Genomic DNA, 22286 nt, shown 5'->3' on the forward strand with positions numbered 1-22286 from the left:
GGGTAAATTGTTCCGCTAGCCAGTGGCTGCCAGCAAGAAAGCACTGCCCGCCCCCAGCACTCCCAACCAAGTATAAACGAACAGCCCGGCTCCACCGGAGCCGGGCTGTTCTATTTACGCACACCGAAGGCTTACTCAGCTTTGTCCTTCGCTTTGTCTTTCTGCTTGTCGGCTTTGGCTTTGCGTTTTTCCTTTTTGCCGTTAGCGTCCTTGGTTTTCAGCTTCATCTTCTCCGCCTCGGCGGCGGGCGTTACAGCTGCCGGTGCGGCTGCAGGAGCGGCGGCCGCCGCTACTCGGTTGCCTTCCGTATCCAGTTCCACTACTTCGTAGCCTAGCTCCGCGAGGCCGGGAAAAGCTTTAGCCCGGTCGCCGACTACCACAATGTACATATTGTCGGTAGGCAGGTATTTCTGGGCGCTGGCCTGCACATCTTCCTTCTTCAGGTTTTTGAGAATTTCGCTTTGCTCCTTCACGTAGTCTTTGGAGAGGTCATACTCCAGCAAGCGCGACAGGAAGAAGGCTTTCTGCTGACCAGTCTCGTAGCGCAGGGCGTCGCTCTGGCCTACTGAAGCTTGCAGAAACTGTAGTTCCTCGTCCGTAATACCGTTGCGGTAGTTCTGAATTTCCTTCATGAACTCCTTTACCGAAGCGGCCGTAGCATCGGCGCGTACGCCGGCCTGGGCCGTGTAGGGCCCTACGTAGCGGCTGCTCTGGAAGCCCGAGCGGGCGCCGTAGGTGTAGCCTTTGTCCTCGCGCAGGTTCAGGTTGATGCGGGAGTTGAAGGCGCCGCCCAGCAGGTAGTTGGCTAGGTAAGCACGGTAGTAGTTGCCGGTGGCATCGTAAGTGAGGGGCGAGAGGTAGCCCACCCGAATTTCCGACTGCGCCGCGCCATCTTTGTTCACAAAGTAGATGCGCGTTTTGTCGGGGTTGGGCGCTACTTCACCGGCCGGCATGGTCACGCTCTTCTGGGTCCAGGTCTTGAGGAATCCCAGTTGGTTGGTGAGGGTGTTCTGGTCGGCATCGCCCACGGCTACCAAGTAGCTGATGTTAGGGCCGTAGTTTTGCTCGTAGAATTGCTTTACGTCGTCCAGTGTCAGGCCGGTTACGGTGGCCGTGGTGCCGCTGGTAGGCACGTTCATGATGTTGTTGACCCCGTAAATTAGGCGCGAATAGGTCTTATCGGCAATGACTACTGGCTGCGTGGTTTGGTTGGCAATGCCTTCCAAAGTCTGCTTTTTGATGCGGGCAAAGTCGGCCTCGTCGAAGCGGGGATGGAGCAGGCGCTCTTCCAGCAGCTTCATGGTAGCGGGCAGGTTCTTAGAGAGGCTCTGCACGTACACGGTGGTGTTGTCGTCGCCGCTGCTTACCCGGATAGAGCTGCCCAGCTTGTCGAGCTCCGAGCTAAACTGCTCACCCGTGTATTTGGTGGTGCCTTCGTTCAGCATGGCGGCCGTGAGGGAGGCAATGCCGGCTTTGTTAGGCATGTTCTGCTCTAAGCGGTGGCCGCCCCGGATGGTCAGCAGCATGGTTACCGATGGAATCTCGGTGTTGCGACTTCCCATTACCCGCAGTCCGTTCGGGAAGGAGGTTTGCCACAGCTCGGGCACCTGCACCACGGGGTTGGTAGTCGCCTTGGGCTGCTGAGCCCGGTCGAAGGTATCGGTTGCCTTTACATACTTGAGGCCTTCATAGCCGTAGTCGGGAGCCTTATAGCCTTCCTTCGATACGGTGTAGTTGTCGGCCTTGGCGGGGGCTGCACCACCGGTTTTGGGCAGAACGCTCAGAATCACGGCGTGCTTGCCCTTGATGTACTGGTTGTACACGCGGTTTACCTCGGCGGGGGTCACTGCGCGCAGGCGCTTAAGTTCTTCAGGCAGCCGGTTGGGGTTGCCAAAATACGTTTGGTTGGCGGCCAGCTGGCTTACTTTGCCGCTCACGCTGGAAAGCCCATTTACCATCTGAGACTCGGTGCTAGCCTTGAAGCGTGCCACTTGCTCGGCGGTAGCGCCGGTGCGCTCAAACTCGCTCAGCGTACGGCGCAGCTTAATCTCCAGGCTGTCGAGGCCTTTGCCGGGGAAAGGCAGCGTCACCATGGTAAACTCGCCCGCTAACTCAGAGGTGCTGTTGTAGGCTGACGCCTGTACCGCCTGCTGGGTTTTCGTCAGGTTCTTATAAAGCAAAGAGTTTTTGCCCTGCCCAATGATTTCCGCCAATGCGTCGAGGGCAAACTCGTCGGGGTGGCCGCTAGGCACCGTTGGGAACACCATCTGCAACATGGGAAAGCGCACGTTGTCGGTGTAGCTTACGTAGCGGTCTTGGGCCAGCTTGGGTGCGGGTAGTTTCTGCGCTGCCACGGCCGGGCCCTTGCTAATGGAGCCGAAGTACTTCTCTACCAGTTGTACCACCTGTTGGGGTTTCACATCGCCGCCCACCGTAAGGGTGGCGTTGTTGGGGCCGTACCAGCGCAGGAAGAAGTTCTTGAGGTCGTTCACGTTGGAACGGTCCAGGTCTTCGAGGTAGCCAATGGTCAGCCAGGAGTATGGGTGGCCGTAGGGATAGAGCGTGCGGGCTACGTTCTCCGAAGCCAGCCCATAGGGACGGTTGTCGTAGTTTTGGCCCCGCTCGTTTTTCACGGTGGAGCGCTGCACCTCAAACTTCTGCTGCGTTACGGCATCCAGCAAAAAGCCCATGCGGTCGGCTTCCAGCCACAAGGCTGTTTCCAACTGGTTATTCGGAATGGTTTCGTAGTAGTTGGTCCGGTCGCGGTTCGTCGAGCCATTTAGCGTACCACCAGCCGCCGACACCAGCTTGAAGTGCTGCTCGTCGCCCACGTGGTCGGAGCCCTGAAACATCATGTGCTCAAAGAAGTGCGCGAAGCCCGACTTACCAATCTGCTCCCGCGCTGAGCCCACGTGATAGGTCACGTCCACGTGCACCAAGGGGTCGGAGTGGTCTTCCGTGACAATGAGGGTGAGGCCGTTGGGCAGCACGTATTTCTCGTACGGAATCACCAGTTCATTGCCCTTGCGGGTTACTTTCTCTACGAGGCGGGCGCCGCCAGAAGTAGCACTAGGAGCTTTGGCTACGGTAGTAGGCTTAGGCGTGGTGCTCGTTTTCTTCTGCTGAGCAAAAGCCGGCTGTAGCGTTAGGGAAGCGCCTAGGCCGAGAAGCAACAGATGGTTGCGGGTCATTATAACGGGAATAGAAGTGAGATGTGTGCCGTAAGTTACGTGCCGAAAGACAAATGCCATTCATGGAAGGTTGCAGTCGGTACGGGGCAGCACACTCGGCTGTTTTTGGCAGCGAAACAGCTATTCCTATTTGGGAGACAACGTGTTCAGTTGGGGCTTACTATTCAGGGGCAAGCCGTGCGTTATTTGCGCTGCTACCTCTACTAGCAGGCTAAATAGAGACAATAACTTATCCTAGTCTGATCGTCAACTAGGGGGCGAAGCGCCGTATATTTGCTAATTACTTTGCCCCTCATGCAGCTGTTGCCCGATTTCATCCGCCTCTCGTACCGCTCCGATTTGCAGACGTTATTTCTGCGCTGGACGCGGCCGGCCACCACAAACGAGCATCATGAGGGCTACCGCCAAGCACTGCAACTGGCTCAGCAAGAGCAAGTAAGCCGGTGGATGATTGACTTGCGCAGCCGGGGCCTGGCTGAAGTGAAGGATCTTCGGTGGGTGCTGCACGAGTTTCGGACGTTGTTTATCGAAGCCCTGCCTACGGCAACTCGTCGCATAGCCTACTTCACGGCTCCCTACCACGCCGACATTCTGCGTCCACGCCTTCTGGAACTCGACCAAAACAATCCGCTGGCGCCAGCAGTGGAAATCAGGGTTTTCACGGAGGAGTTACCCGCCCAGCAGTGGCTACAGCAAGGCTAAGCGCCTCTGCTATCCCTCAGCCCACCGGTAACGCCGTTCTTTCCACTGAATGGGCGAAGGCCACCACGTGTAAGCCAGCACCGCCAAGGACATGAACAGTAAATACACGTCGTAGAGCAAGAGCACGCCCAGGTTTTCCCGATGCCCGGCTTGGCGGAGCGTAATAGCCAAGAACAACGTTTGGCACCCTACCTTGGCCGCATACAGCGCCCCAATAAGAGGTAGGGGTAGCAGGCCGGGCCAGCCCAGCACTGTGTAAAAGAACCCGTAGGAACTGAACAATACACCAAGCTGCCAAGGTAAGCGAGTGGCACCCTTCATCCAGCGTTTACGCTGCTGCAGCAAGTGGCGCACAGTAGGTTGCGGTACCGAGATGCCTAACGCTTTTGGGTGGATGATATTGCGGAATCCCCAGCCCTGGGCTACTACCTTGTCAAACAGCTGCAAATCCTCCGTGATGCTAAACGCTAGGGCCTCGTAGCCACCAATAGACTCGTAAGCGGCGCGGGTTACTAGCATATTGTTGCCCACCGCAGTAATGGGTAGGCCCCGGTCGGAGAGTACGCGGATGATGTTCAAGCCGAACAGCCAGTCGAGCCCCTGCATGCGGCCAAATAGCGGGCCGCCCGCCGTTGTAATACCCGTCACGATACCTACCCCGGCTGGGGCTGCTGCTAGCATGGTTTGCACCCAGTCGGGGTGCATTGCCATATCGGCATCTGTAAACAGCAGGTGGTCGGTGGTAGCAGCCCGGCACAAGTGGGCTAGAGCGTTGCTTTTGCCGCGAGCCGTGCCTAGGCGCTGCCGGATAGACAGCAGCCGAAACTGAGGTTTGTTGGCAATGAAAGCCGCTACAATAGCGGCCGTGTTGTCGGTAGAGGCATCATCCCCAATCAGTATTTCCAGTTGCTCCGGCGGGTAATTGAGGCGCGATAAGGCCGTGAGGCAACGCTCAATTGTAGCTTCCTCGTTGCGAGCTGCAATTAAGATGCTTACGCGGGGCCGGGCTCCCACATCTACTAGCTTCCGGCGAGGCCACAGTGCTAGCACAAGCACCACTATAAACACACTGAAAAACAGGCCAAAGAAAACCGCCGGAAACACCATACACGCCTTCGCTATAGAGGTACTACTTAATTGAGGCCTTTACTTCCAGGCATACGGCCAACTGATAGCTCCGCGTTGCCTGGTAAATGCTGATTTTACATAGCCGCCGTCCGTATAAATGCGGAGGCCACCCAAAAAAGAAGCGCCTCCTTCTGCAAGAGAAAGAGGCGCTTAGCCTAGTACGAAGGCTGCCGGTTACAGCCGAGGATCGGTTTCTACCGGAGCGTCGTAGGCAGCGGCGGGTAGCGTAACGGGTTCAGCCTCCAACTCGCGCTCATCATCGGCGTCTTCGACGCGTAAGGAAAGCAGACCGGCAATAACCAGTGATGCGCCGCCCAGAACGATGGTATAGATAGTTTGGTCGTGAAACAAGTGCTTGGTGATGGGACCTAGCACTACTCCCGCAATGCTCTGCGGAATTACAATGAAGAAGTTAAACACACCCATGTAGTACCCCATGCGGTTGGCCGGCAAAGCACCCGCCAGCATAGCATAAGGCATTGACAAGATGCTGGCCCAGCCAATACCTACGCCAATCATGGACAGAATGAGCAGGTTAGGATTCTGGATGAAGAAAATCGAAACCAAGCCGAGGCCGCCTGCTACTAAGCATACTAAGTGCGTGAAGCGGCGGCTGGTAGCATTGGCTACCAAAGGCAACAGCAGCGCAAAAATGGCCGATACGCCCCCGTATACCGAGAAGCACACACCTACCCAGTCGGCACCCTCGTTGTAGAGTTTGGAGGTAGTATCGGTGGTGTGGTAGATGTGGCTGGTAACAGCCGGGGTGGTATAAATCCACATGGCGTAGAGGCCAAACCACGTGAAGAACTGCACCAGCGCCAGCTGCTTCATGGTGCGGGGCATGTGGAAAATACCCATAAAAGACTCACGGAAGCCGTTAGCCAAACCAGCGGTGCGGCGCTTTTCCTCCTCAAATTCGGCGAGGTTGTCTGGTGGGTATTCTTTGGTATTGAACACCGTCCAGAGCACCGACAGCAGGAACAGCAGACCGCCCGCGTAGAAGGCATACTTCAGAGAAGGAGCAATATGGCCGGGCTCCGGCTGGTTGGAAATATTAAACCAGTGCGTCAGTACCCAGGGCAGCGAGGAGCCCACAATGGAGCCCAGGCCAATAAGAAAGGTCTGGAAGGCAAAGCCGGCCGTGCGCTGCTTGGAAGGTAGCAAGTCGCCCACCAGCGCCCGGAAAGGCTCCATGCTGATGTTGATGCTGGAGTCCATTACCCACAGCATGCCCGCCGCCATCCACAGGGCCGACACGTTGGGCATTACCAGCAGCGACAGCGACGCTAGAATGGCACCCACCATAAAATACGGCCGACGACGGCCCCACTGGGGGCTCCATGTGCGGTCCGACATGTAGCCGATAACGGGCTGCACCAGCAGACCCGTAATGGGTGCCGCTAGCCACAAGAAAGCCAAGTCATCGGGGTTGGCGCCCATCGTTTCAAAGATGCGGCTCATGTTGGCGTTCTGGAGCGCAAAGCCGCACTGGATGCCCAGGAAGCCAAAGCTCATGTTCCAGATCTGCCAGAAACTCAGGCGGGGTTTTTCGCGGGCGCTAGTGGGAGCCGCCGCTGCACTGATTGCCATGGGGTGTGGTGGGAATTAGAGAGGTGAGAGGTAAGAAGGAGACGAGATACTGAAATAAAACAGAAGGTTCTGCAAGTGGGCCAAAGCAGCTTGCCTATTAGCCAGCCCAGGGTACCTGGGTAAGGCCAGCCCGCTGCTTCGGCCCTACCTAGCAGAACCGTGCCGTTTTGGCTCACCTCACTTCTTTTCGTTGATTTCGAAAATGTAGGCACTTTGCGGCGCCAACGTCAGGCGGAGAGACTCTACCGCCGGCGCTTGGTTTAGCAGATCGGTGTAGGTATGGGCGTGCTCGGGGTTGAGGCCCATACGCTGCTGCACCTCACGCGGAATAACCAAGGTAGGGCGGTAGGTTTGGTTGAGACTAAAGTTGGCCACTATCAGTAGGCGCTGCTTGTCCGTGTAGCGCACGTAGGTATACACCTCCCGCTTATTGTACTCCTGGCCCAGGTTGTTGGCGTCTTGCAGCTCATAGAACTGGCCCTGCCTGATGGCGTTGCTGCTGGCCGATAGAGTAAGCAGGCGAGTATAGAAGTCGTGAAGGCGTTTCTGGTCGTCGCTGAGGCGGCCTCCATCAAACTTGCCGCCGTTCATCCATTTCTGGTGCTCCGGCACGCCCCAGTAGTCGAAAATGGTAGTGCGACCATCGGCACCCGAGAAGCCCTCCGAGCCCAGGGCGGGCTCGCCTACGTGCTGCCCAAAGTACAGCATCACCGGGCCCGTGCCCAAGGTGGCCGATACCGTCATGGCTGGAATAGCAGCGCGAGGGTTGCCCGCAAACTCCTTACTCACAATGCGTTGCTCATCATGGTTTTCCAGAAAGCGCAGCATGTGGCCTGAGAAGCCCCGGCTTTCCTCCCGCCATACCCGGGTAATTTCTTCAGTGTTGCCTTCGCCCCGCATGAGGCGGCGCAACCCATCATAGAGGCCTACCTTGTCGTAGAGGTAGTCGAAGTGGCCCCGCTCAATGTACATTTTGTAGGTTTTAGCGTCGTAAGCTTCGCCGATGAAGACCAGGCTAGGCTTCACCTTTTTCAGCTCCGGAATCACCCAGGCCCAAAACTCTACGGGCACCATTTCGGCCATGTCGCAGCGGAAGCCGTCCACGTCCTTTTTGGTCCAGAAGATAAGGATGTCGCGCATCTTCAGCCACGTGTCGGGAATGGGCGAGAAGTGCTGCTGCCGCCCGTTCTGGTAATCGACGCCGTAATTGAGCTTAATGGTCTCAAACCAGTCATCCACGCTGGGCGTGGCCGAGAATACGTCGTTGCCGGTAGCCTTGGCGGGCACTTCCTGAAACTTACCATCCTCCCGCGGCCCTTTTAGCGGCCCCAGCGGCTGGTAGCCAGCTGGCACCACAAATGACTGTCCGGGCAGGTAGTAGAAGTTATTGTTAGGCACAAAGGCCTTGGTCTTGTCGTCCTGGGCGCCCAGGTCTACCACGCCCGACGGGTGCGCATCCGACTTGTATGTGCGGGCGACGTGGTTGGGAATGAAGTCGATGAGAACCTTAAGGTCGTTGTCGTGGGTGCGCTTCACCAAGGCCTCAAACTCCTGCATGCGCGTTTTCACGTTCACGGCCAGGTCGGGGTCCACGTCGTAGTAGTCCTTCACTGCGTAGGGCGAGCCAGCGCGGCCTTTCACCACATCGGCATCGTCTAGCAGAATGCCATACTTGGTGTAGTCCGTCATGGTAGCGTGCTCCAGCACGCCGGTGTACCACACATGGCTTACCCCCATCTTCTTGATGGCCTGCAAAGCAGTGTTGTTGATGTCGTTGAACTTGCCCACCCCGTTTTCTTGCAGGGTGCCATAATGCTTGTTCGCGGCCGTTTTGTTGCCAAACAGGCGCGTCATCATCTGGTAGATTACCAGCTTGTGGTCCTGGGGCTGTTCGTCAGTGGTGTTCGAGTCGGTAGCAGACACGGCAGAAGCACTTGGCGCCGCCGGCGCGGGCGGTGCGGTGGTAGATACGGCAGCCGAAGTAGCTGAGGAAGTAGTAGCCGTTGGCTGTGAGGCCGTGCAGCCACCTAGCCCCCACGCTACCAGCGCTGCCGGAAAGAAGAAGTGTTTCATACAGTGGAAATGCCGGGGAAGTTGTGCCCTAGTGAAACAAGAGGCTTGCCAGCCCAAGCGTGCAAACTGCGCCGCCAGACCAACAAGCCTCTTGTTTCACCAGGGCACTACCACTCCTGGGTCATGGGATGAATCATTAGCTCGTCCACTACCACGTGGGGCGGAGCCTCTAGTATGTAGCGTACTGCCTGGGCAATGTCGGAGGGCCGCAGGTGGGTTTTTTCGGAGTCGGCGGCACCGGGCTTCGAGTCGTTGAAGTAGGTGTCTACCAGGCCAGGGTAAATGGTGCTTACCTTCACGCCATGGGGGCGCAGCTCTTTGCGCAAGGAGCCAAGCATTGCATCCTGCGCGTACTTACTGGCTCCGTACACGGTGCCATGCTCAAAGGTGCGCTTGGCTACGTCGGAGGCAATGCCGACGATGTGGCCGCGGCCCTGGGCCTTGAAGTGGGGCACGGCCGCCTTGCAGAGCAAGAAGGTGCCTTTCACATTGATGTCAAAGATTCGGTCCCACTCGGCCGCCTCAAAGTTTTCGAGCAGGTTGAACGAACCCACGCCAGCATTACACACCAGAATATCCAGGCGCCCATACTGGCTCAGGGTTTCGTTGATGATATGCTGGGCATCTTCCTCGGCCGACACGTCGGCGGGAATGGCAAGGCCGTGGGTTTTGGCGTTCAACTCTTCCAACTCCTCGGCGCTGCGGGCTACGGCTACTACTTTGGCCCCTTGTAGGGCGAGCAGCAAGGCAATGGCACGGCCGATGCCGCGGCTGGCCCCCGTGACGATGGCTACTTGGTCGGTTAAGTCGTTCATGAGAATGAGGCTTACACTGAAAATTTGAACCGGTAGACTACTACGCATAAGGTAGCAGGAACGGCGCAGGTTCCCGCTGCCATGAGGCCGGTTACTTCTTCAGCTCCACTACCAAAGCCGACCAGCCCGGCACTTTAAACGTCTTCAAGTCGGAAATTGCCGCGCCCGATACTACCTCCGTGCCCGTGCTAAAGCCAGTTAGGCGCTCGGCAAAGCGGGCCCCGTCCACCGTCTTTTCATCCTTGCTGGAGTTCATCATCACCATTACCGTTTCACCTTGGTCATTGTAGCGGAAGTAGGTGTACACGCCATCCTGGGGGATGAACTGCATGAGCTTACCGGTTTGCAACACCGGATGAGCCTTGCGGTAGGTGCCCAGCTTGCTTACGTAGGTGAAGGCCTCATTTTCCTGGAGCGTGCGGCCGGCCGCCGTAAACTTGTTCTGCTTGTCGCCGGCAAAGCCGCCGGGGAAGTCGGCGCGTACCAGGCCATCGGGGTTCGAGAAGTTCTTCATCAGAATCTCCGTGCCGTAGTAGAGCTGCGGAATGCCGCGGGTGGTCAGTAGCCAAGCAAAGCCCATTTTCAGGCGGGGCAGGCTTTCCCCAATCACCGAGTATACCCGGCTCATGTCGTGGTTATCCATGAATACCACGTTGCGGGTGGCGTCCTCGTACAGCCAGTCGCCTTGTAAGGCTTCGTAGAGCTTGGTTACGTTGGCCTGCTCTTTCAAGGCATCCTGAATAGCGTAGTTCGACTGGAAATCGAGCACGCCGGGCAGGTTGCTCTTGAAGCCATCCACGGGCGGCAAAATGTTGCGGGCGAAGAAAGCTTGCTGCGCGGTACTCCCTACCCAGGCCTCGCCGAACATGCCCAACTGGGGGTACTCATCCAGCAGCGCTTTGCCCCAATCCATCAGGAACTTAGGGTCGGAATACGGGTAGGTGTCGATGCGGTAGCCGTCGAGGCCAGTGTATTCAACCCACCAGATGAAGTTCTGGATGATGTAAGTAGCTACCAGTGGGTTGCTCTGGTTTACATCGGGCATGGTCGTGTCAAACCAGCCTTTGTTGTACAAGTCCCGGTCGAGCTTGGAGCCGTAGGGGTCGTTGAGGGCCGAGGAGTTGTAGTTGCTGCGCGTAAAGTTGGGCCACTGGTTGATCCAGTCCTTGGCAGGCTGGTCGAGAAACAGATAGTTGTAGCTACCCATGTGGTTGAGTACCACATCGTGAATCACCTTGAGGCCGTTCTGGTGAGCTTTCTGCACAAACTGGGCGTACTCCTCGGTGGTGCCGTAGCGCGGGTCTGAGTTGTAGTAGTCCGTTACGGCGTAACCGTGGTAGCTGGCCTTGGGCATGTCGTTTTCCACCACTGGCGTGGGCCAAATGGCCGTTACGCCCATCGACTTTAGGTAGTCGAAATGCTGCTCAATGCCTTTGTAGTCGCCGCCGTGGCGGGAATACATGGAGTCGCGGGCTACGGTGCGGGCGCGCATGGTTTTCACCACGTCGTTCTTCGTGTCACCGTTGGCAAAGCGGTCCGGCATCAGGAAGTAAATGAAGTCGGAGCTGTTGATGCCCTGCACCCGGCTTTTGTCGGTGGTGTTGCGGGCGCGCAGCTCGTAGTCGTACTTCAGCTTGGTTTTGCCACCCGTGAAGTTCAGTTTCAGCTTGCCTGGCTTGGCATCGGGGGCAATGGTGAGGTTTACGAGCAGGTAGTTAGGGCTCTCTAGCTTCTGAGTGCCTTCCAGCGTTACGCCGGGGTAGGCCGCCATCGTTAGCTTGCTGTCGGCAATGCCGGGGCTGTGCACCAGCAGTTGCAGCTTGGGGTTTTTCATGCCTACCCACCAAAACGTAGGGTCGATGCGCGTGGTGCTGGCGGCTTTGGCCACCGCTAGGGGCGCGCTGGGAGCCGGAGCGGCAACTGCAAGAGAAGGTGCTGCGGCCGCCAACAGGGCGCCAGCCAATAGGGGCAAAATGCGGGAAGAAGACATGGCGTAGTGGGAATTCGGATTAGGACTGCCAAGGTACGGCGGTAACGGGCTGTTGTAATCTACCCAAAATGCCCCACAGTGGTGTTCTGTTAACTAGTGTCGGTGGTTAGTTGACGAGTAGCCCGTACGTGCACCATCAAAACAGGCAGAAGCCCCGCCATCTGCTCAGCAGACAACGGGGCTTCCCAGAGTAGAACGACACAGACGAAATTACTGGAGCTTAGCTAGCCAGAGTGAGGCATTGAGGTGCAGGCGGGCGTGGCTCAGGTTCTCATTCCAGCCGTCGTATACGGTGTTGCCGGGCGAGCCGGTGCCGTCGTCGGCGGGGGAAGAGTCGCCGATGATAACCACCCGGCCCGTGCCAAAGGTGCAGCTGGCGGCCATCACGCTGTTGTTGCCTTGCGTGGCCGAGCTCCGCCAGATAAGGCCTTGCACCGTGCTGTTGGTGGTAGGGTTCAGCGTCATGGTAGCCCCGTTGTGGAAAGACAGCTGGGACACAGTGCCCTGAGAGCCGCGTAAGATGGGGTTGGTAGTGCTAGCCAGCACGTTGGAGCTGTTCTCCACAATGTTGTCCAGGTTCACCGAGAAGCCGAAGGGGTTGGCTTGCACGGAGTTGTTTCGCATCAGGTCGTTCCAGATAGCTGGCGAGTCCCAGCCGTCGTTGTTGCGGTCCGATACGTCGTGGTCGGAAATCATGAACAGGCCGCCGCCGTTTTTCACGAAGGTGAGAATGGCCGTTTTCTCAGCCGCCGTGAACACCACGTTGGGCTCATCAATCACGAATACGCTGTAGTTGCTCAGGTCCTGGGCGTTGGCAGTGTTGCCGTAGCTAATGGCCGTACCTGCGGGTAGCTGCTCTACCGTGTGGCCTTGCTTGGCTAGGGCCACACCCCAGGCCGAAATAGCGCCGGTCCAATACGTTTCGGCGGTAGTGCTGGTGATGCCGCTCTGGGCCGGCGAGGGGTAGCGCGAGGCAATGCCGCTGTTCACGTCCAGTACCCAGTCGGCGTTGCCGGCCAGTTCTCCGTGCGAGCCATCAAAGAGAAACTTCTTGCCTCCCGTGGTGGGCGGGGGCGTAGTACCACCGCCGTCGGTGCTGCCGTACTGCTCCATCGTCACGTTGTCGATGTTGATCCGGTTGGTGCCACCCGAGATTTTACGAATCTGCAAACGAACACTGCCGCTCAGGTTCACGCTAAATGAGGCGGTGCTGAGGCTGGCACTGCTTGTGGTGATGGTGCTGCCCACTTTGACGTAGGTGCTGCCACTGTTCTGGCTTACCCACAGCTCCCACTGCGAGCTGGCATCGGTGCCATACAGGGCGTGCTGCACCGTTACAATACCCGCGCCAGTAGTGGCATTGAAGTTCATGGTAATGCTACCCGTATTGCGCACCCGCACCGACTGGCTACCAGTTTTCGGGTCGGCGGTAGTATTGCCGAGTAGGGCATCGTTGAGGGTCCAGGAGCCGGAGCCGAGCGTGACGGAACCCGTGGTATAGGCCGTTTTGGTACCGTTTTCAAAGCCTTCGGGGAAGCCTGCGCTGCTCACGTCGGTGGTAGCCGATGCAGTAATGGCGGGAGTGGCAGGCTGCAAGTCCTGCTTAGCGCACGACAGGGCAGCGAAACTTAGCATGGAGGCCGTAAGCCAGCACAAAGAACGGTTCATGGAGTAGGGTTTGGTTGTGAAAATGGAAAGGTTAGAAGAGGGTTTAAGCAGCGAAATTACCAGACCGAAAGGCTCAGCAGTAACTTTCAGTATTATAGAATTATTATTAAAGTAACAGTATATGAAATAGTTAGTATAGTAATTCGGTTGTATTTTGCCCAGCGCAGGCTTGGTAGCAAGCAGCTGTTGCCCTTTGTGGGTAGTACCTATCAAATGGTGCTGGTTTGCCTTTTCTTAATGGCAGGTTTGCATTTTAGCGGTCTGAGCTAGGCAGGACCTGAGCGGTCCGCAGTTTTCCGCTTTTTTTGGGTCTGAATCCGTACTTGGGTTCAACCGCGCGGCCTAGCCGCTTCTTCTCTCACCAGATCCACTTCGCTCACATGGCATTTGACTTTCAGATGTACACCCCCGCCCCCGAGTTCACCACGCCGGCGGCTTACTTTTCAATGGAATTTGCGCTGGATCAGGCGCTGAAAACGTACTCCGGTGGCCTGGGCTTCCTGGCGGGCTCCCACATGCGCTCAGCCTACGAGCTGAAGCAAAACCTAGTGGGCATTGGCATTCTCTGGACGTTCGGCTACTACGACCAAGGCCGCAACGAAGACCTAAGCATGCGTGCCGACTTCCGCATCAAGCCCTATAGCTTCCTGCAGGATACCGGCATTGTGTTCCCCATCGAAATTCACAATGCCCAGGTGCTGGTGAAGGCGATGTATCTGGCTCCCGAGACGTTCGGCACGGTGCCCATGTTCTTCCTCACCACCGACATTCCCGAAAACGACTACATCTCGCGCACTATCTCCCACCACCTCTACGACGCCGACACGGCTGCCCGCGTAGCCCAGAGCATTTTACTGGGCGTGGGTGGTGGCCGGCTGCTCGACGAGCTAGGTCGCCAGACGGAAGTGTATCACCTCAACGAGGGCCACGGCCTGCCACTGGCGTTCTACCTCTACGAGAAGTTTGGTCGCAAGCTGGAGGAAGTGCAGAAGCACTTGGTATTTACAACCCACACGCCCGAACTGGCTGGCAACGAGGAGCATCCTGTAAAGCTGCTGCACGACATGTCGTTCTTTGGCAGCGTGCCGCTGGAGGAAGTGCAGCGCCTTGGCCTAATTGAGAATGAGCGCCTGAACTACACCCTCACGGCCCTGCGCTTTGCCCGCATCAGCAATGGCGTATCGAAGGTGCACGGCGAGGTAGCCAACGACATGTGGGGCCAGAATGCGGGCATCAGCCCCATCATTGCCATCACCAACTCTCAGAATGGTACCTACTGGCGCGACAAGCCCATGCAAGCAGCCCTGAAGGCCAACGACGATGCCGCCCTGCTGGCCCGCAAGAAGGAGCTGAAGCAGGAGCTGTTCAAGATTGTGGCCGACCAAACCGGCACCCTCCTCGACCCCGAGGTGCTGACGGTGGTGTGGGCCCGCCGCTTTGCCGGCTACAAGCGCGCCGACCTGATTCTGCGCCACTTCGAGCGGTTCCAGAAAATTGTGAACAACGCCGACCGTCCCGTGCAGGTAATATGGGCGGGCAAGCCCTACCCTAAGGACTACGGCGCTATTGGGCTGTTCAACGACATCATTGCTAAGGTGAAGAATCTGAACAACTGCGCGGTAGTAACGGGTTACGAGCTGGCCCTGTCGGCGGCGCTGAAAAAGGGTTCTGATATCTGGCTGAACACGCCCCGCTACCCCCGCGAAGCCTCCGGCACCAGCGGCATGACGGCCGCCATGAACGCCTCCCTAAGCTTGAGCATTGCCGACGGCTGGATTCCGGAGTTTGTGCGCCACGGCGAAAACGGCTTCATCATCGAGCATACCGACATCAACCAGCCCGACCACGTGAAGGACGACATTGAGGCCACCAACGTGCTGGATGTACTTGAAAACGACATCATTCCGCTGTACTACGGCCAGCCCGCTAAGTTCCTGGAAATGACCAAAACTGCCATGCGTGAGGTAGAACCCGAGTTCGAGTCGCACCGCATGGCTACCGAGTACTACGAGCGCATGTACAACGCTAAGTAGTAATTGATGGGGTGACCTAGGCCACTTTCCAGTCCATCCAAAAAGCCCGTCATTCTAAGCTTTGCCGAGAATGACGGGCTTTTATGTGTTTAAAAAAGCCTTGGTCGTCATACTGAGCATGACGTTCTGGAGATAGGCAAACCCATCCATTACCGGCTTCCCTACCTCCTACTCATCCAAGTACTGGTGCACGAACTTAATGGCCATGCTGCCCTCGCCCACGGCAGAGGCCACGCGGGCCATAGCCCCGGCCCGGCTGTCGCCGGCGGCAAATACGCCGGGTACGCAGGTTTCCAACAGGTAAGGCTCCCGGTTATGCTTCCAGGCCTCGGCGTAGCGCGGGTCCGTTACTAAGTCGCGGCCGGTAAGGAGGTAGCCTTTATGGTCGCACACCACCGTTTTGCACACCCACTCGGTGCTAGGCTTGGCCCCGATAAAGATGAACAGTGCCCGCGCCGGACGGACTTCCTCGGTCCCATTGTTATTCAGCACAACTTCTTCCAGGTGGTCCTGCCCGCGCACGCCTACTACCTGCGAGTACGGTAGTATCTCGACGTTAGGAGTTTGGTTCAGCTGCTCAATCAGATACGCCGACATAGAGGCGGCCAACGACTCGCCCCGGATGAGGATAAACACGCGGCGGGCGTAAGTAGCCAGGTACATGGCTGCCTGCCCCGCCGAGTTGCCTCCGCCTACGATGTATACATCCTGCTGCTCACAGGTGCGGGCCTCCGTGCGGGCAGCGCCGTAGTACACACCGGCTCCTGTAAGCTCATGAATGCCTGGTACTTCCAGCGTGCGGTAGCTGACGCCGGTAGTCATCACGACAGCGCGCGTTCTTATTTCGCTACCGTTACTGAGTGTCAGTGCCTTGTAGCCATCTTGTACGCATAGCTCCGTAACCTCCTGGGGGGCCAAGATTTCAGCGCCCAAGCGAATGGCTTGCATCCAGGCTCGGTGCGCCAGCTCGCTACCGCTGAGGCCCGTGGGGAAGCCCAAGTAGTTTTCAATTCGGGAACTGGTGCCCGCTTGCCCACCCGGGGCTTGGCGCTCGATTACTAGCGTGCGCAACCCTTCTGAGGCGCCGTACACGGCCGATGCCAGCCCCGCCGGCCCCGCTCCTATCACCACCACGTCGTACAGGTCTTGGGAGGCCGTTTGGGCGAGACCTAGCCGGCCGGCAATGTCGGTGCGGGTAGGGTTAGCCAAGGCGGTGTTATCCTCAAAAATCACCACCGGCAAATCGGCCGCCGTGTAGCCGCTCCGAACAAGCAGTAGCTGGGCATCGGGGTTGGTTTCGAAGTCAAGCCACTGGTAGGCTACCAGATAGCCGGCCAGGAAGTCCTTGAGCTCGTGGGACAGCGGCGACCATTGGAACCCAATGAGGCGGACGCCCTGAAACCGCGGTTTGTAGCTGACTTGCCAGGCAGTGAGCAAGTCGTGAAGGGTTGGGTAGAGCAGCTCCTGGGGTGGGTCCCAGGGCTTCATCAAGTAGTAGTCGAGGCGAGCTTGGTTAATGGCGCGAATGGCCGCCTCCGTATCGGCGTAGGCCGTCAGGAGCACGCGCTTAGCGTCGGGGAACAGCTGACGGGTTTGCTCCAGCAGTTCCACTCCCTGCAAGCCAGGCATGCGCTGGTCGGCTAGCACGAGGGCCAGCGGCTCATCTCGTTGCTGAAGCTCTTGCAGGGTAGCCAGGGCTTCCTCGCCGGAAGCGGCGCGTAATACCCGGTAGTCGCGCCGAAATTCTTGGCGAAGGTCCCGCTCAATGGCATTTAGCACCTGCGGGTCATCATCAACGGCAAGCAGGACAGGTTTTTTCATAGCAGAGGCAAGAGGAAGAGGCCTAGCCGAAAGCCAGACCGTAGCAGGGAACCTAGGAAAGCAGCAACGAGTAAGTGCATTGCCGGGCTGACGGGAGAAAGCTACCAGCGAAGCTACACTTTCATCCTATTTATGCTGGTATCTATGCAATCTAACGCTACTTTTTCAGGGGTAGCCACACGCAAAACGCCGTGCGGCCCGGCTCCGATTCTACCTCTAGCCGGCCGCCGTGCTGCTCCACAATGCGCAGGGCAATGTCTAGTCCCAGGCCACTACCCTCGCCGGCGGGCTTGGTAGTGAAAAAGGGCTCCATGATGCGCGGGAGTACTTCCGGCGGAATACCCGGTCCGTTGTCAATTACCCACACCCGCACAAAGTCGCCGTCTGGACGGGTGCGCAACGTGATTTCTCCGCCGGGCGGCAGCGCATCAATGGCGTTGTCAATCAGATTTGTCCATACTTGGTTAAGGCTGCTTACCTGCCCTACTATGGGAGGCAGGCTGGGGGCGTAGTCGCGCACAAGCGTCACTTTCTCCTCGCGCATGCAGTAGCCCAGGATGTTCACGGTACTGTCGAGGCCGGCGTGCACATCCAGGGTGGCAAAGTCGGTGCCGCGGTCCATGTGGCTGTAAATCTTCACGTTGCTGACGAGGGTAGTAATGCGGCTGCCCGCTTCCTGCACGTCGTGCATTAGGCGCAAAGTGGTCAGCTGCCCTTCCAGCCAGGCTAATGCCGTGGCGCGTGAGGGAGCTGGTAAGGCTGCCACTACGGGTTGCAGCTCGGTGTGGGTAAGGCCGGCATCTAGTAAGCCCGCCGCTAGTAGGTAGGCATCCGGCACTTGCTGGGTTTCTAGCCAGTCTGCTAGCTCGTCCTCCACGTCAGCGCGTTCCAGGGATGTGCGTTGGGGCAGTGAGGGCGGAAGTGCACTAGCCAACGTAGCCAGCATTTCCAGGGCCGTCGGATCGGGGCAGTGCTTCAATAAGGCAATTAGTTGGGCGGGCTTGGCCCGTAGGCGAGCATCCAGGGCTTCGGCGGCCCGCATAATGGCGGCGGCGGGGTTGTTTAGCTCGTGGGCTAGCCCCGCCGAGAGCTTGCCCAAGGCGCGCAGCTTGTCGTCGCGCTCCTGGGTGCGCGCCTCCTGGCGGGCCCGGTCGCTCATAAGACCTACCAGGCGCTGCACAAGCTCCGGACTTTCGTGCTCTAAGGCGGGAAAGAGGCTACGGTGTAACGTAAACAGCACCGTTTCGCCCACAGCTAAGCTCAGGCCTTGGATGATACGCAGCCGCGAGTACGGTAGTACTCCGCTCACCTGGCCCGCGCCAATGCGAAAGGCCGGCTCCCGATTACCATTGCGCACCACAAAGAATTGCAGGCCACCGGTCAGGACGGCCATCATGTACTCGGCCTCGTCGCCGGGCTGGACTACCGCATCCCCGGAAGCGTAGGCGCGCCGCTCGCCGTGTTCCAGCAGCCACGTGATGGTCTCGGTTGGCAAGTCCGCGAAGGTGGGCAGGCGGGTAAGGTCTTCGGGGGTAAGTGAGGCAGCAGTCATAGCGGGAAGTAAGGTAGGAGCAGGAAAGAAACGCAGCACGCATCCGCAAAGCAGAATAAGGTCGGCCAGTGTTGAGCGCGAGCAGCTGTACCAGATGCCCCAAACATAACAGCCAGGCTCCCAACAGGAAACCTGGCTGTATCGTTTAGGAAAAACCGAAGCGCCTATTCTCGCACCACCTTCACCACGCGGGCAGTACCCGCCTGCCGAATCGTAATGAAATAAATGCCGAGTGGCAGCGTAGTCGCCTCGGGTAGGGCTACCTCCGAAACGCCAGTGGGCAGGGTCAGTTGTTTAGCCAACAGTATCCGCCCCAGGGCATCGTGAAGTGTGAGGGTAGTAGCGCCGGGCTGGGGTAGGGCCATGCGTACAAACAGCTCGTTGTTGTACGGGTTGGGATGAGCCTGTGCCGTTAGTTGGCTTGCCTGGTCTACGGCTACCACCTGCACGGCCGAGTAGGAGCCCGTGCCATCGGTATCTACTTGGTGCAATCGGTAGTACACAATACCTGCTTCGTAGCGGGCAATGTGCGCATCGGTATACTCGTAATCGGTGCGCTGTAGAGTAGTGCCGCGCCCGGCTACCTGCCCGGCCTTCTGAAACTGGTGGCCGTCGAGGCTTACCTCAACCTCGAAGTGGGCATTGTTCTTCTCCGAAGCCGTAGCCCAGTGCAGCCAGGCATCGTTTGCCCGGCGCTCGGCCGTGAATTGAAGGAGAGCTACAGGTAGCGGATTGAGGAAATTGCTGATGGTGAGCCGGTCCAGGGACGTAGTAGTGGTGCTGATGCTGCGGGTAGTTGAAGCATCGGCCCCAGTGCCAACACCCGTCCAGGGGCCAGTAGCAGTAGCCTGCCGCCAGATTAGCACGCGAGAGAAATCCGTCAGGCCGTTGTCATTGTCGGGCAGCCACGAAAGCGTGATGGGTACGGCGCCGGTAGGAGCCTGGGTTGTCGTAACCGTCCAGACGCGGTCGATGCTTTTGTTGTTGCCGAAGGTGCCGTAGCTAGCACCGGCCGTTGTGAGGCCGGCCGTGCGCGTTACCGTTACCTGCCCCAAGTTCTGCCCGTTGCCGCCAATGGTGGCACTATTCGTGAAGCTGATGGCCGTAGTCACGTTATCACGCGTTACGCGTAGGTTGCCCTGCACATAGCGGCCCGCTGCCTCGCCCGTCACGTTGGCGGCGGCGGTTAGGCTGATGGTAGCGTTGGGTGCCGTGCGCACCATCCCGTTGGTGAGCTTCAGCTCTTGACTGATACCGAGGTCAGCGGGTACGCTGATGCCCTGGGTGCTGGCGTTGTTTACTTCCAGCCGGGCCAGGGTAGCTCCGCCAGGCGTGAGGGTTTGGGCCGCGCTGCCGCTTAGCAGTACCACCCCTCCCGACGTGGTGGTGCCTGCATTGGTAAGGTTGCCCAGTACCTGCAGCGTACCCGCGTTGGTAAGCGTGCTACCTGCTTTGTTATCCAGGGTGCCCGGTACGTACAGCGTCGCTCCCGACTGCACCGTGAGGATGCCTCCGTTGTTGGTAAGCGACTGGGCAACGCCAGCTTCAGCTAACAAGCTCAGCCCTAAAAGAGAGTAGAAAAACTTCATCTTATGGGTTTGAGGGCTAGCCACGAGAAGGATAAATGCCTTGAAGGGCAATGCAGAAGTTTAGAGCCAAGTAGGGCGGCATGTTATTCTGCGGTTGATTGCCGCCGGCCGGCCCAATAGATGTGCTCTGCATCGTGACATCAGACGTGCCAGCAGTCGAAAATTGGGCGCCCCCTGCCCCATCATTCGCCAGCAGGGCTCCGTTAGGATTATTTGTGTTGCCAGCCACCGTAGTAGCAGTCATGCTATGCGTGTGCGCAGGCATTTGGCTTGTTGTTAAGGTAACCGTTTCGGTGCCAGCCATTTCACCCTGGACGTGTGATGCGCCTGAGAAACTTTGGCCGAAGCCGAGGGGAAAACGTCCGGCCAGATTTGGTAAGGCAAACGTTGTTTGGCCGTTGCCCCCGTAGGTAGTACCCAGCAGGGAGAACAAGGCGTTGTTTTCGCTAACGGATAATAGTTGACCGTTACAAGCTGCCCAGCCATTGGGAACGAAGTTGAAGCCAAAGATGGCAATTTCGCCTAGGTGCGGTTCATAGGATTGGGTAGAGGCTACGCCCCGCGTTTCGCCCAAGGCTTTTCCGGCCAGTAGGCTGCCGCCCAGCAAAGCCCCAAAGCGCTTAAGCCAGCCGCGCCGCTGCGGTTCATTTTGGGTCTGGGAAGGAGCTGATGTAATACCTGTAGAAGTAGCGAGTAGTCGCATAAGAGAGGAAGATCTGGAAGTAAGAATTAGTTGACGCGGAACCAGCCGCTGGTGGTACCGTTCACCACGTACACGAACTGGGCGGCATAATTGGGCAATACGCTGCCTGTGCCGCTGGTGCTCGTAATGCTCACGGCGTCAGCATCCAGGTTGGTGATGGTCAGGGTTTGGCCATTGACGCCGGCACCCAGCGTGATGCCGCCATTAGCGCCGCCGTTGTTCGGCAGAATTACCACGCCCGTAGTAGCATTCAGCGTACCGGTGCCGGTAGTAGGAATGGCAAAGGTGTTGGTGGTTTGCATGTTACTAACGCTGGCCGCGGGCGTTTGCCAAGTAGCCAAACCAGCGGCATCGGAGGTTAGTACTTTGCCGGCTCCGGGGGTGCCACCCGTAATTTTTACTTGTCCAGCTACTTCTAGCTTGGCGCTAGGCGCCACCGTACCAGTGCCGATGCCTACGTTGCCGCCGTTGGGGTTCAGGCGAAGGGCATAATTGGTGCTTAGGTTGGTAGGATTGGTGCTTTGCAGCCAGTTGCCATCGGCGCCGCTGCTACCCAGGTCCAGTGCTACGTCGCCGTTGTCGCGGAAGCGGGCAATGTGGCCTGCGCTTTGAGCCGCCCCAGAAGTAAACGGATTGGCACTACCCGTGCCTACCACGCTCAACCGGGTAGTAGGATCTGTGATGCCGATGCCCAGGTTGCCACCGTTTTGCAAGGTCATCAGGGTCTTATCAATACTGGAGTTTGTATTCCACGTCACCCAGCTAAAGGAACCGATGTTGGAGGGAATACCCAGGGCCAAACGACTAGAAAGCATAAACATGCCCCAGCGCCCTAAACCGTTGTAATCCCCAGCTGTGAAGGGGTCCCAACCGCGTGTGAGCATGGGCGCATCCCGGGCATTGAGAATCAGGCCGAAGGTAGAACGGCTGTACAACGAGCCATCGGTAGTGATGCGGAACCTCTCGGCATTGCCCGTCCGGAATACGAGGTCTTTATTGTCGGTAGTGCCTAGAAAGCTGGTGCCCGAATTCGTGGTCTGGCCTACTCCCGTGTAGGTGCCGGGGTCGGTGCCGGAGTTGCCGGTGCGCAGCCAGCCCGAGCCGGAAGCTACGCCCGAAGGTAGGGCTACCCACACGCCGCCCGAGAAGTACCAGAAGCCCGGCTGCGCACCGTTGGTCTGGTACACAAGCATACCTTCCGACGTTGTCGTGACGGCGGTGCGCTGAAGTTCCGTCATGCGTGGTATTAGCAGGCCTTTGTTGTTCCCGGCCCCGGCCGAAATATCCAGGGCCGCGTTGGCGTCGGGGGTAGTCGTACCCACGCCTACGGATTGAGCATGAACAGCAAGAGGTAAGGTGCTGAGTGAGAGCCCCAGCACAATGCGGTAAACAGATTGCATATAGGTTGGTAAGAGGGGAAAATAGGCG

General features: G+C 58.1%; 14 protein-coding genes. 2 read left to right on the plus strand and 12 right to left on the minus strand.

Going from position 1 to position 22286, the window contains the following annotated elements; genetic code table 11:
* Positions 1-131 precede the first annotated feature (131 nt).
* Positions 132-3191, minus strand: a complete 3060-nt coding sequence (locus CHB83_RS07560) for a M16 family metallopeptidase (protein WP_089332186.1) — start codon at positions 3189-3191, stop codon at positions 132-134.
* A 294-nt stretch (positions 3192-3485) separates the two neighbouring features.
* On the opposite strand from CHB83_RS07560, the gene CHB83_RS07565 reads away from it, so the two are divergent.
* Positions 3486-3893 (plus strand): hypothetical protein, encoded by a 408-nt coding sequence (locus tag CHB83_RS07565; protein ID WP_089332187.1) that lies wholly within the window; start codon positions 3486-3488, stop codon positions 3891-3893.
* A gap of 9 nt (positions 3894-3902) precedes the next feature.
* Here CHB83_RS07565 and CHB83_RS07570 read toward each other — a convergent pair whose 3' ends face one another.
* The 6 genes from CHB83_RS07570 to CHB83_RS07595 form a co-directional block, all read right to left on the minus strand.
* Complete coding sequence (locus tag CHB83_RS07570; protein ID WP_179225481.1) at positions 3903-4943, minus strand: glycosyltransferase; 1041 nt, start codon at positions 4941-4943, stop codon at positions 3903-3905.
* A 252-nt stretch (positions 4944-5195) separates the two neighbouring features.
* A complete protein-coding gene (locus tag CHB83_RS07575) occupies positions 5196-6614 on the minus strand; it encodes an MFS transporter (RefSeq protein WP_218823166.1) in 1419 nt (472 codons plus the stop codon).
* A gap of 177 nt (positions 6615-6791) precedes the next feature.
* A complete protein-coding gene (locus tag CHB83_RS07580; protein WP_089332189.1) occupies positions 6792-8687 on the minus strand; it encodes an alpha-amylase family glycosyl hydrolase in 1896 nt (631 codons plus the stop codon).
* 107 nt (positions 8688-8794) lie between these two features.
* Positions 8795-9502: an SDR family oxidoreductase gene (locus tag CHB83_RS07585; protein ID WP_045689950.1), complete on the minus strand. Its 708-nt coding sequence runs from the start codon at positions 9500-9502 to the stop codon at positions 8795-8797.
* Positions 9503-9593: 91 nt separating this feature from the next.
* Positions 9594-11492, minus strand: coding sequence for a glycoside hydrolase family 13 protein (locus CHB83_RS07590; RefSeq protein WP_089332190.1), 1899 nt, complete (start codon positions 11490-11492; stop codon positions 9594-9596).
* A gap of 210 nt (positions 11493-11702) precedes the next feature.
* Positions 11703-13160, minus strand: a complete 1458-nt coding sequence (locus CHB83_RS07595; RefSeq protein WP_143437038.1) for a hydrolase — start codon at positions 13158-13160, stop codon at positions 11703-11705.
* A 380-nt stretch (positions 13161-13540) separates the two neighbouring features.
* On the opposite strand from CHB83_RS07595, the gene glgP reads away from it, so the two are divergent.
* On the plus strand, positions 13541-15193 hold the full coding sequence (glgP, locus tag CHB83_RS07600; protein ID WP_089332192.1) for an alpha-glucan family phosphorylase: 1653 nt from the start codon (positions 13541-13543) through the stop codon (positions 15191-15193).
* 168 nt (positions 15194-15361) lie between these two features.
* Here the strand turns inward: glgP and CHB83_RS07605 are convergent, their stop codons facing one another.
* From CHB83_RS07605 to CHB83_RS07625, 5 genes are all read right to left on the minus strand, one after another.
* Positions 15362-17014 (minus strand): FAD-dependent oxidoreductase, encoded by a 1653-nt coding sequence (locus CHB83_RS07605; protein WP_089332193.1) that lies wholly within the window; start codon positions 17012-17014, stop codon positions 15362-15364.
* Positions 17015-17171: 157 nt separating this feature from the next.
* Positions 17172-18566, minus strand: coding sequence for a sensor histidine kinase (locus CHB83_RS07610; RefSeq protein ID WP_089332194.1), 1395 nt, complete (start codon positions 18564-18566; stop codon positions 17172-17174).
* A gap of 164 nt (positions 18567-18730) precedes the next feature.
* Positions 18731-20155, minus strand: coding sequence for a T9SS type A sorting domain-containing protein (locus tag CHB83_RS07615; protein WP_089332195.1), 1425 nt, complete (start codon positions 20153-20155; stop codon positions 18731-18733).
* A gap of 16 nt (positions 20156-20171) precedes the next feature.
* Complete coding sequence (locus CHB83_RS07620) at positions 20172-20858, minus strand: phage tail protein (protein WP_089332196.1); 687 nt, start codon at positions 20856-20858, stop codon at positions 20172-20174.
* Positions 20859-20884: 26 nt separating this feature from the next.
* The gene (locus CHB83_RS07625; protein WP_089332197.1) at positions 20885-22258 is read right to left on the minus strand and encodes a hypothetical protein; all 1374 of its coding nucleotides are present in this window, start codon (positions 22256-22258) and stop codon (positions 20885-20887) included.
* Between the last annotated feature and the right edge of the window lie 28 nt (positions 22259-22286).

The organism is Hymenobacter mucosus (assembly GCF_900188255.1).
Taxonomy (GTDB): domain Bacteria; phylum Bacteroidota; class Bacteroidia; order Cytophagales; family Hymenobacteraceae; genus Hymenobacter; species Hymenobacter mucosus.

What these genes read in the sequence shown, in the direction of transcription:
- CHB83_RS07560 (WP_089332186.1), bottom strand. Translation starts at nt 3,191, where the DNA reads ATGACCCGCAACCATCTGTTGCTTCTCGGCCTAGGCGCTTCCCTAACG.
- CHB83_RS07565 (WP_089332187.1), top strand. Translation starts at nt 3,486, where the DNA reads ATGCAGCTGTTGCCCGATTTCATCCGCCTCTCGTACCGCTCCGATTTG.
- CHB83_RS07575 (WP_218823166.1), bottom strand. Translation starts at nt 6,614, where the DNA reads ATGGCAATCAGTGCAGCGGCGGCTCCCACTAGCGCCCGCGAAAAACCC.
- CHB83_RS07580 (WP_089332189.1), bottom strand. Translation starts at nt 8,687, where the DNA reads ATGAAACACTTCTTCTTTCCGGCAGCGCTGGTAGCGTGGGGGCTAGGT.
- CHB83_RS07585 (WP_045689950.1), bottom strand. Translation starts at nt 9,502, where the DNA reads ATGAACGACTTAACCGACCAAGTAGCCATCGTCACGGGGGCCAGCCGC.
- CHB83_RS07590 (WP_089332190.1), bottom strand. Translation starts at nt 11,492, where the DNA reads ATGTCTTCTTCCCGCATTTTGCCCCTATTGGCTGGCGCCCTGTTGGCG.
- CHB83_RS07595 (WP_143437038.1), bottom strand. Translation starts at nt 13,160, where the DNA reads ATGAACCGTTCTTTGTGCTGGCTTACGGCCTCCATGCTAAGTTTCGCT.
- glgP (WP_089332192.1), top strand. Translation starts at nt 13,541, where the DNA reads ATGGCATTTGACTTTCAGATGTACACCCCCGCCCCCGAGTTCACCACG.
- CHB83_RS07605 (WP_089332193.1), bottom strand. Translation starts at nt 17,014, where the DNA reads ATGAAAAAACCTGTCCTGCTTGCCGTTGATGATGACCCGCAGGTGCTA.
- CHB83_RS07610 (WP_089332194.1), bottom strand. Translation starts at nt 18,566, where the DNA reads ATGACTGCTGCCTCACTTACCCCCGAAGACCTTACCCGCCTGCCCACC.
- CHB83_RS07615 (WP_089332195.1), bottom strand. Translation starts at nt 20,155, where the DNA reads ATGAAGTTTTTCTACTCTCTTTTAGGGCTGAGCTTGTTAGCTGAAGCT.
- CHB83_RS07620 (WP_089332196.1), bottom strand. Translation starts at nt 20,858, where the DNA reads ATGCGACTACTCGCTACTTCTACAGGTATTACATCAGCTCCTTCCCAG.
- CHB83_RS07625 (WP_089332197.1), bottom strand. Translation starts at nt 22,258, where the DNA reads ATGCAATCTGTTTACCGCATTGTGCTGGGGCTCTCACTCAGCACCTTA.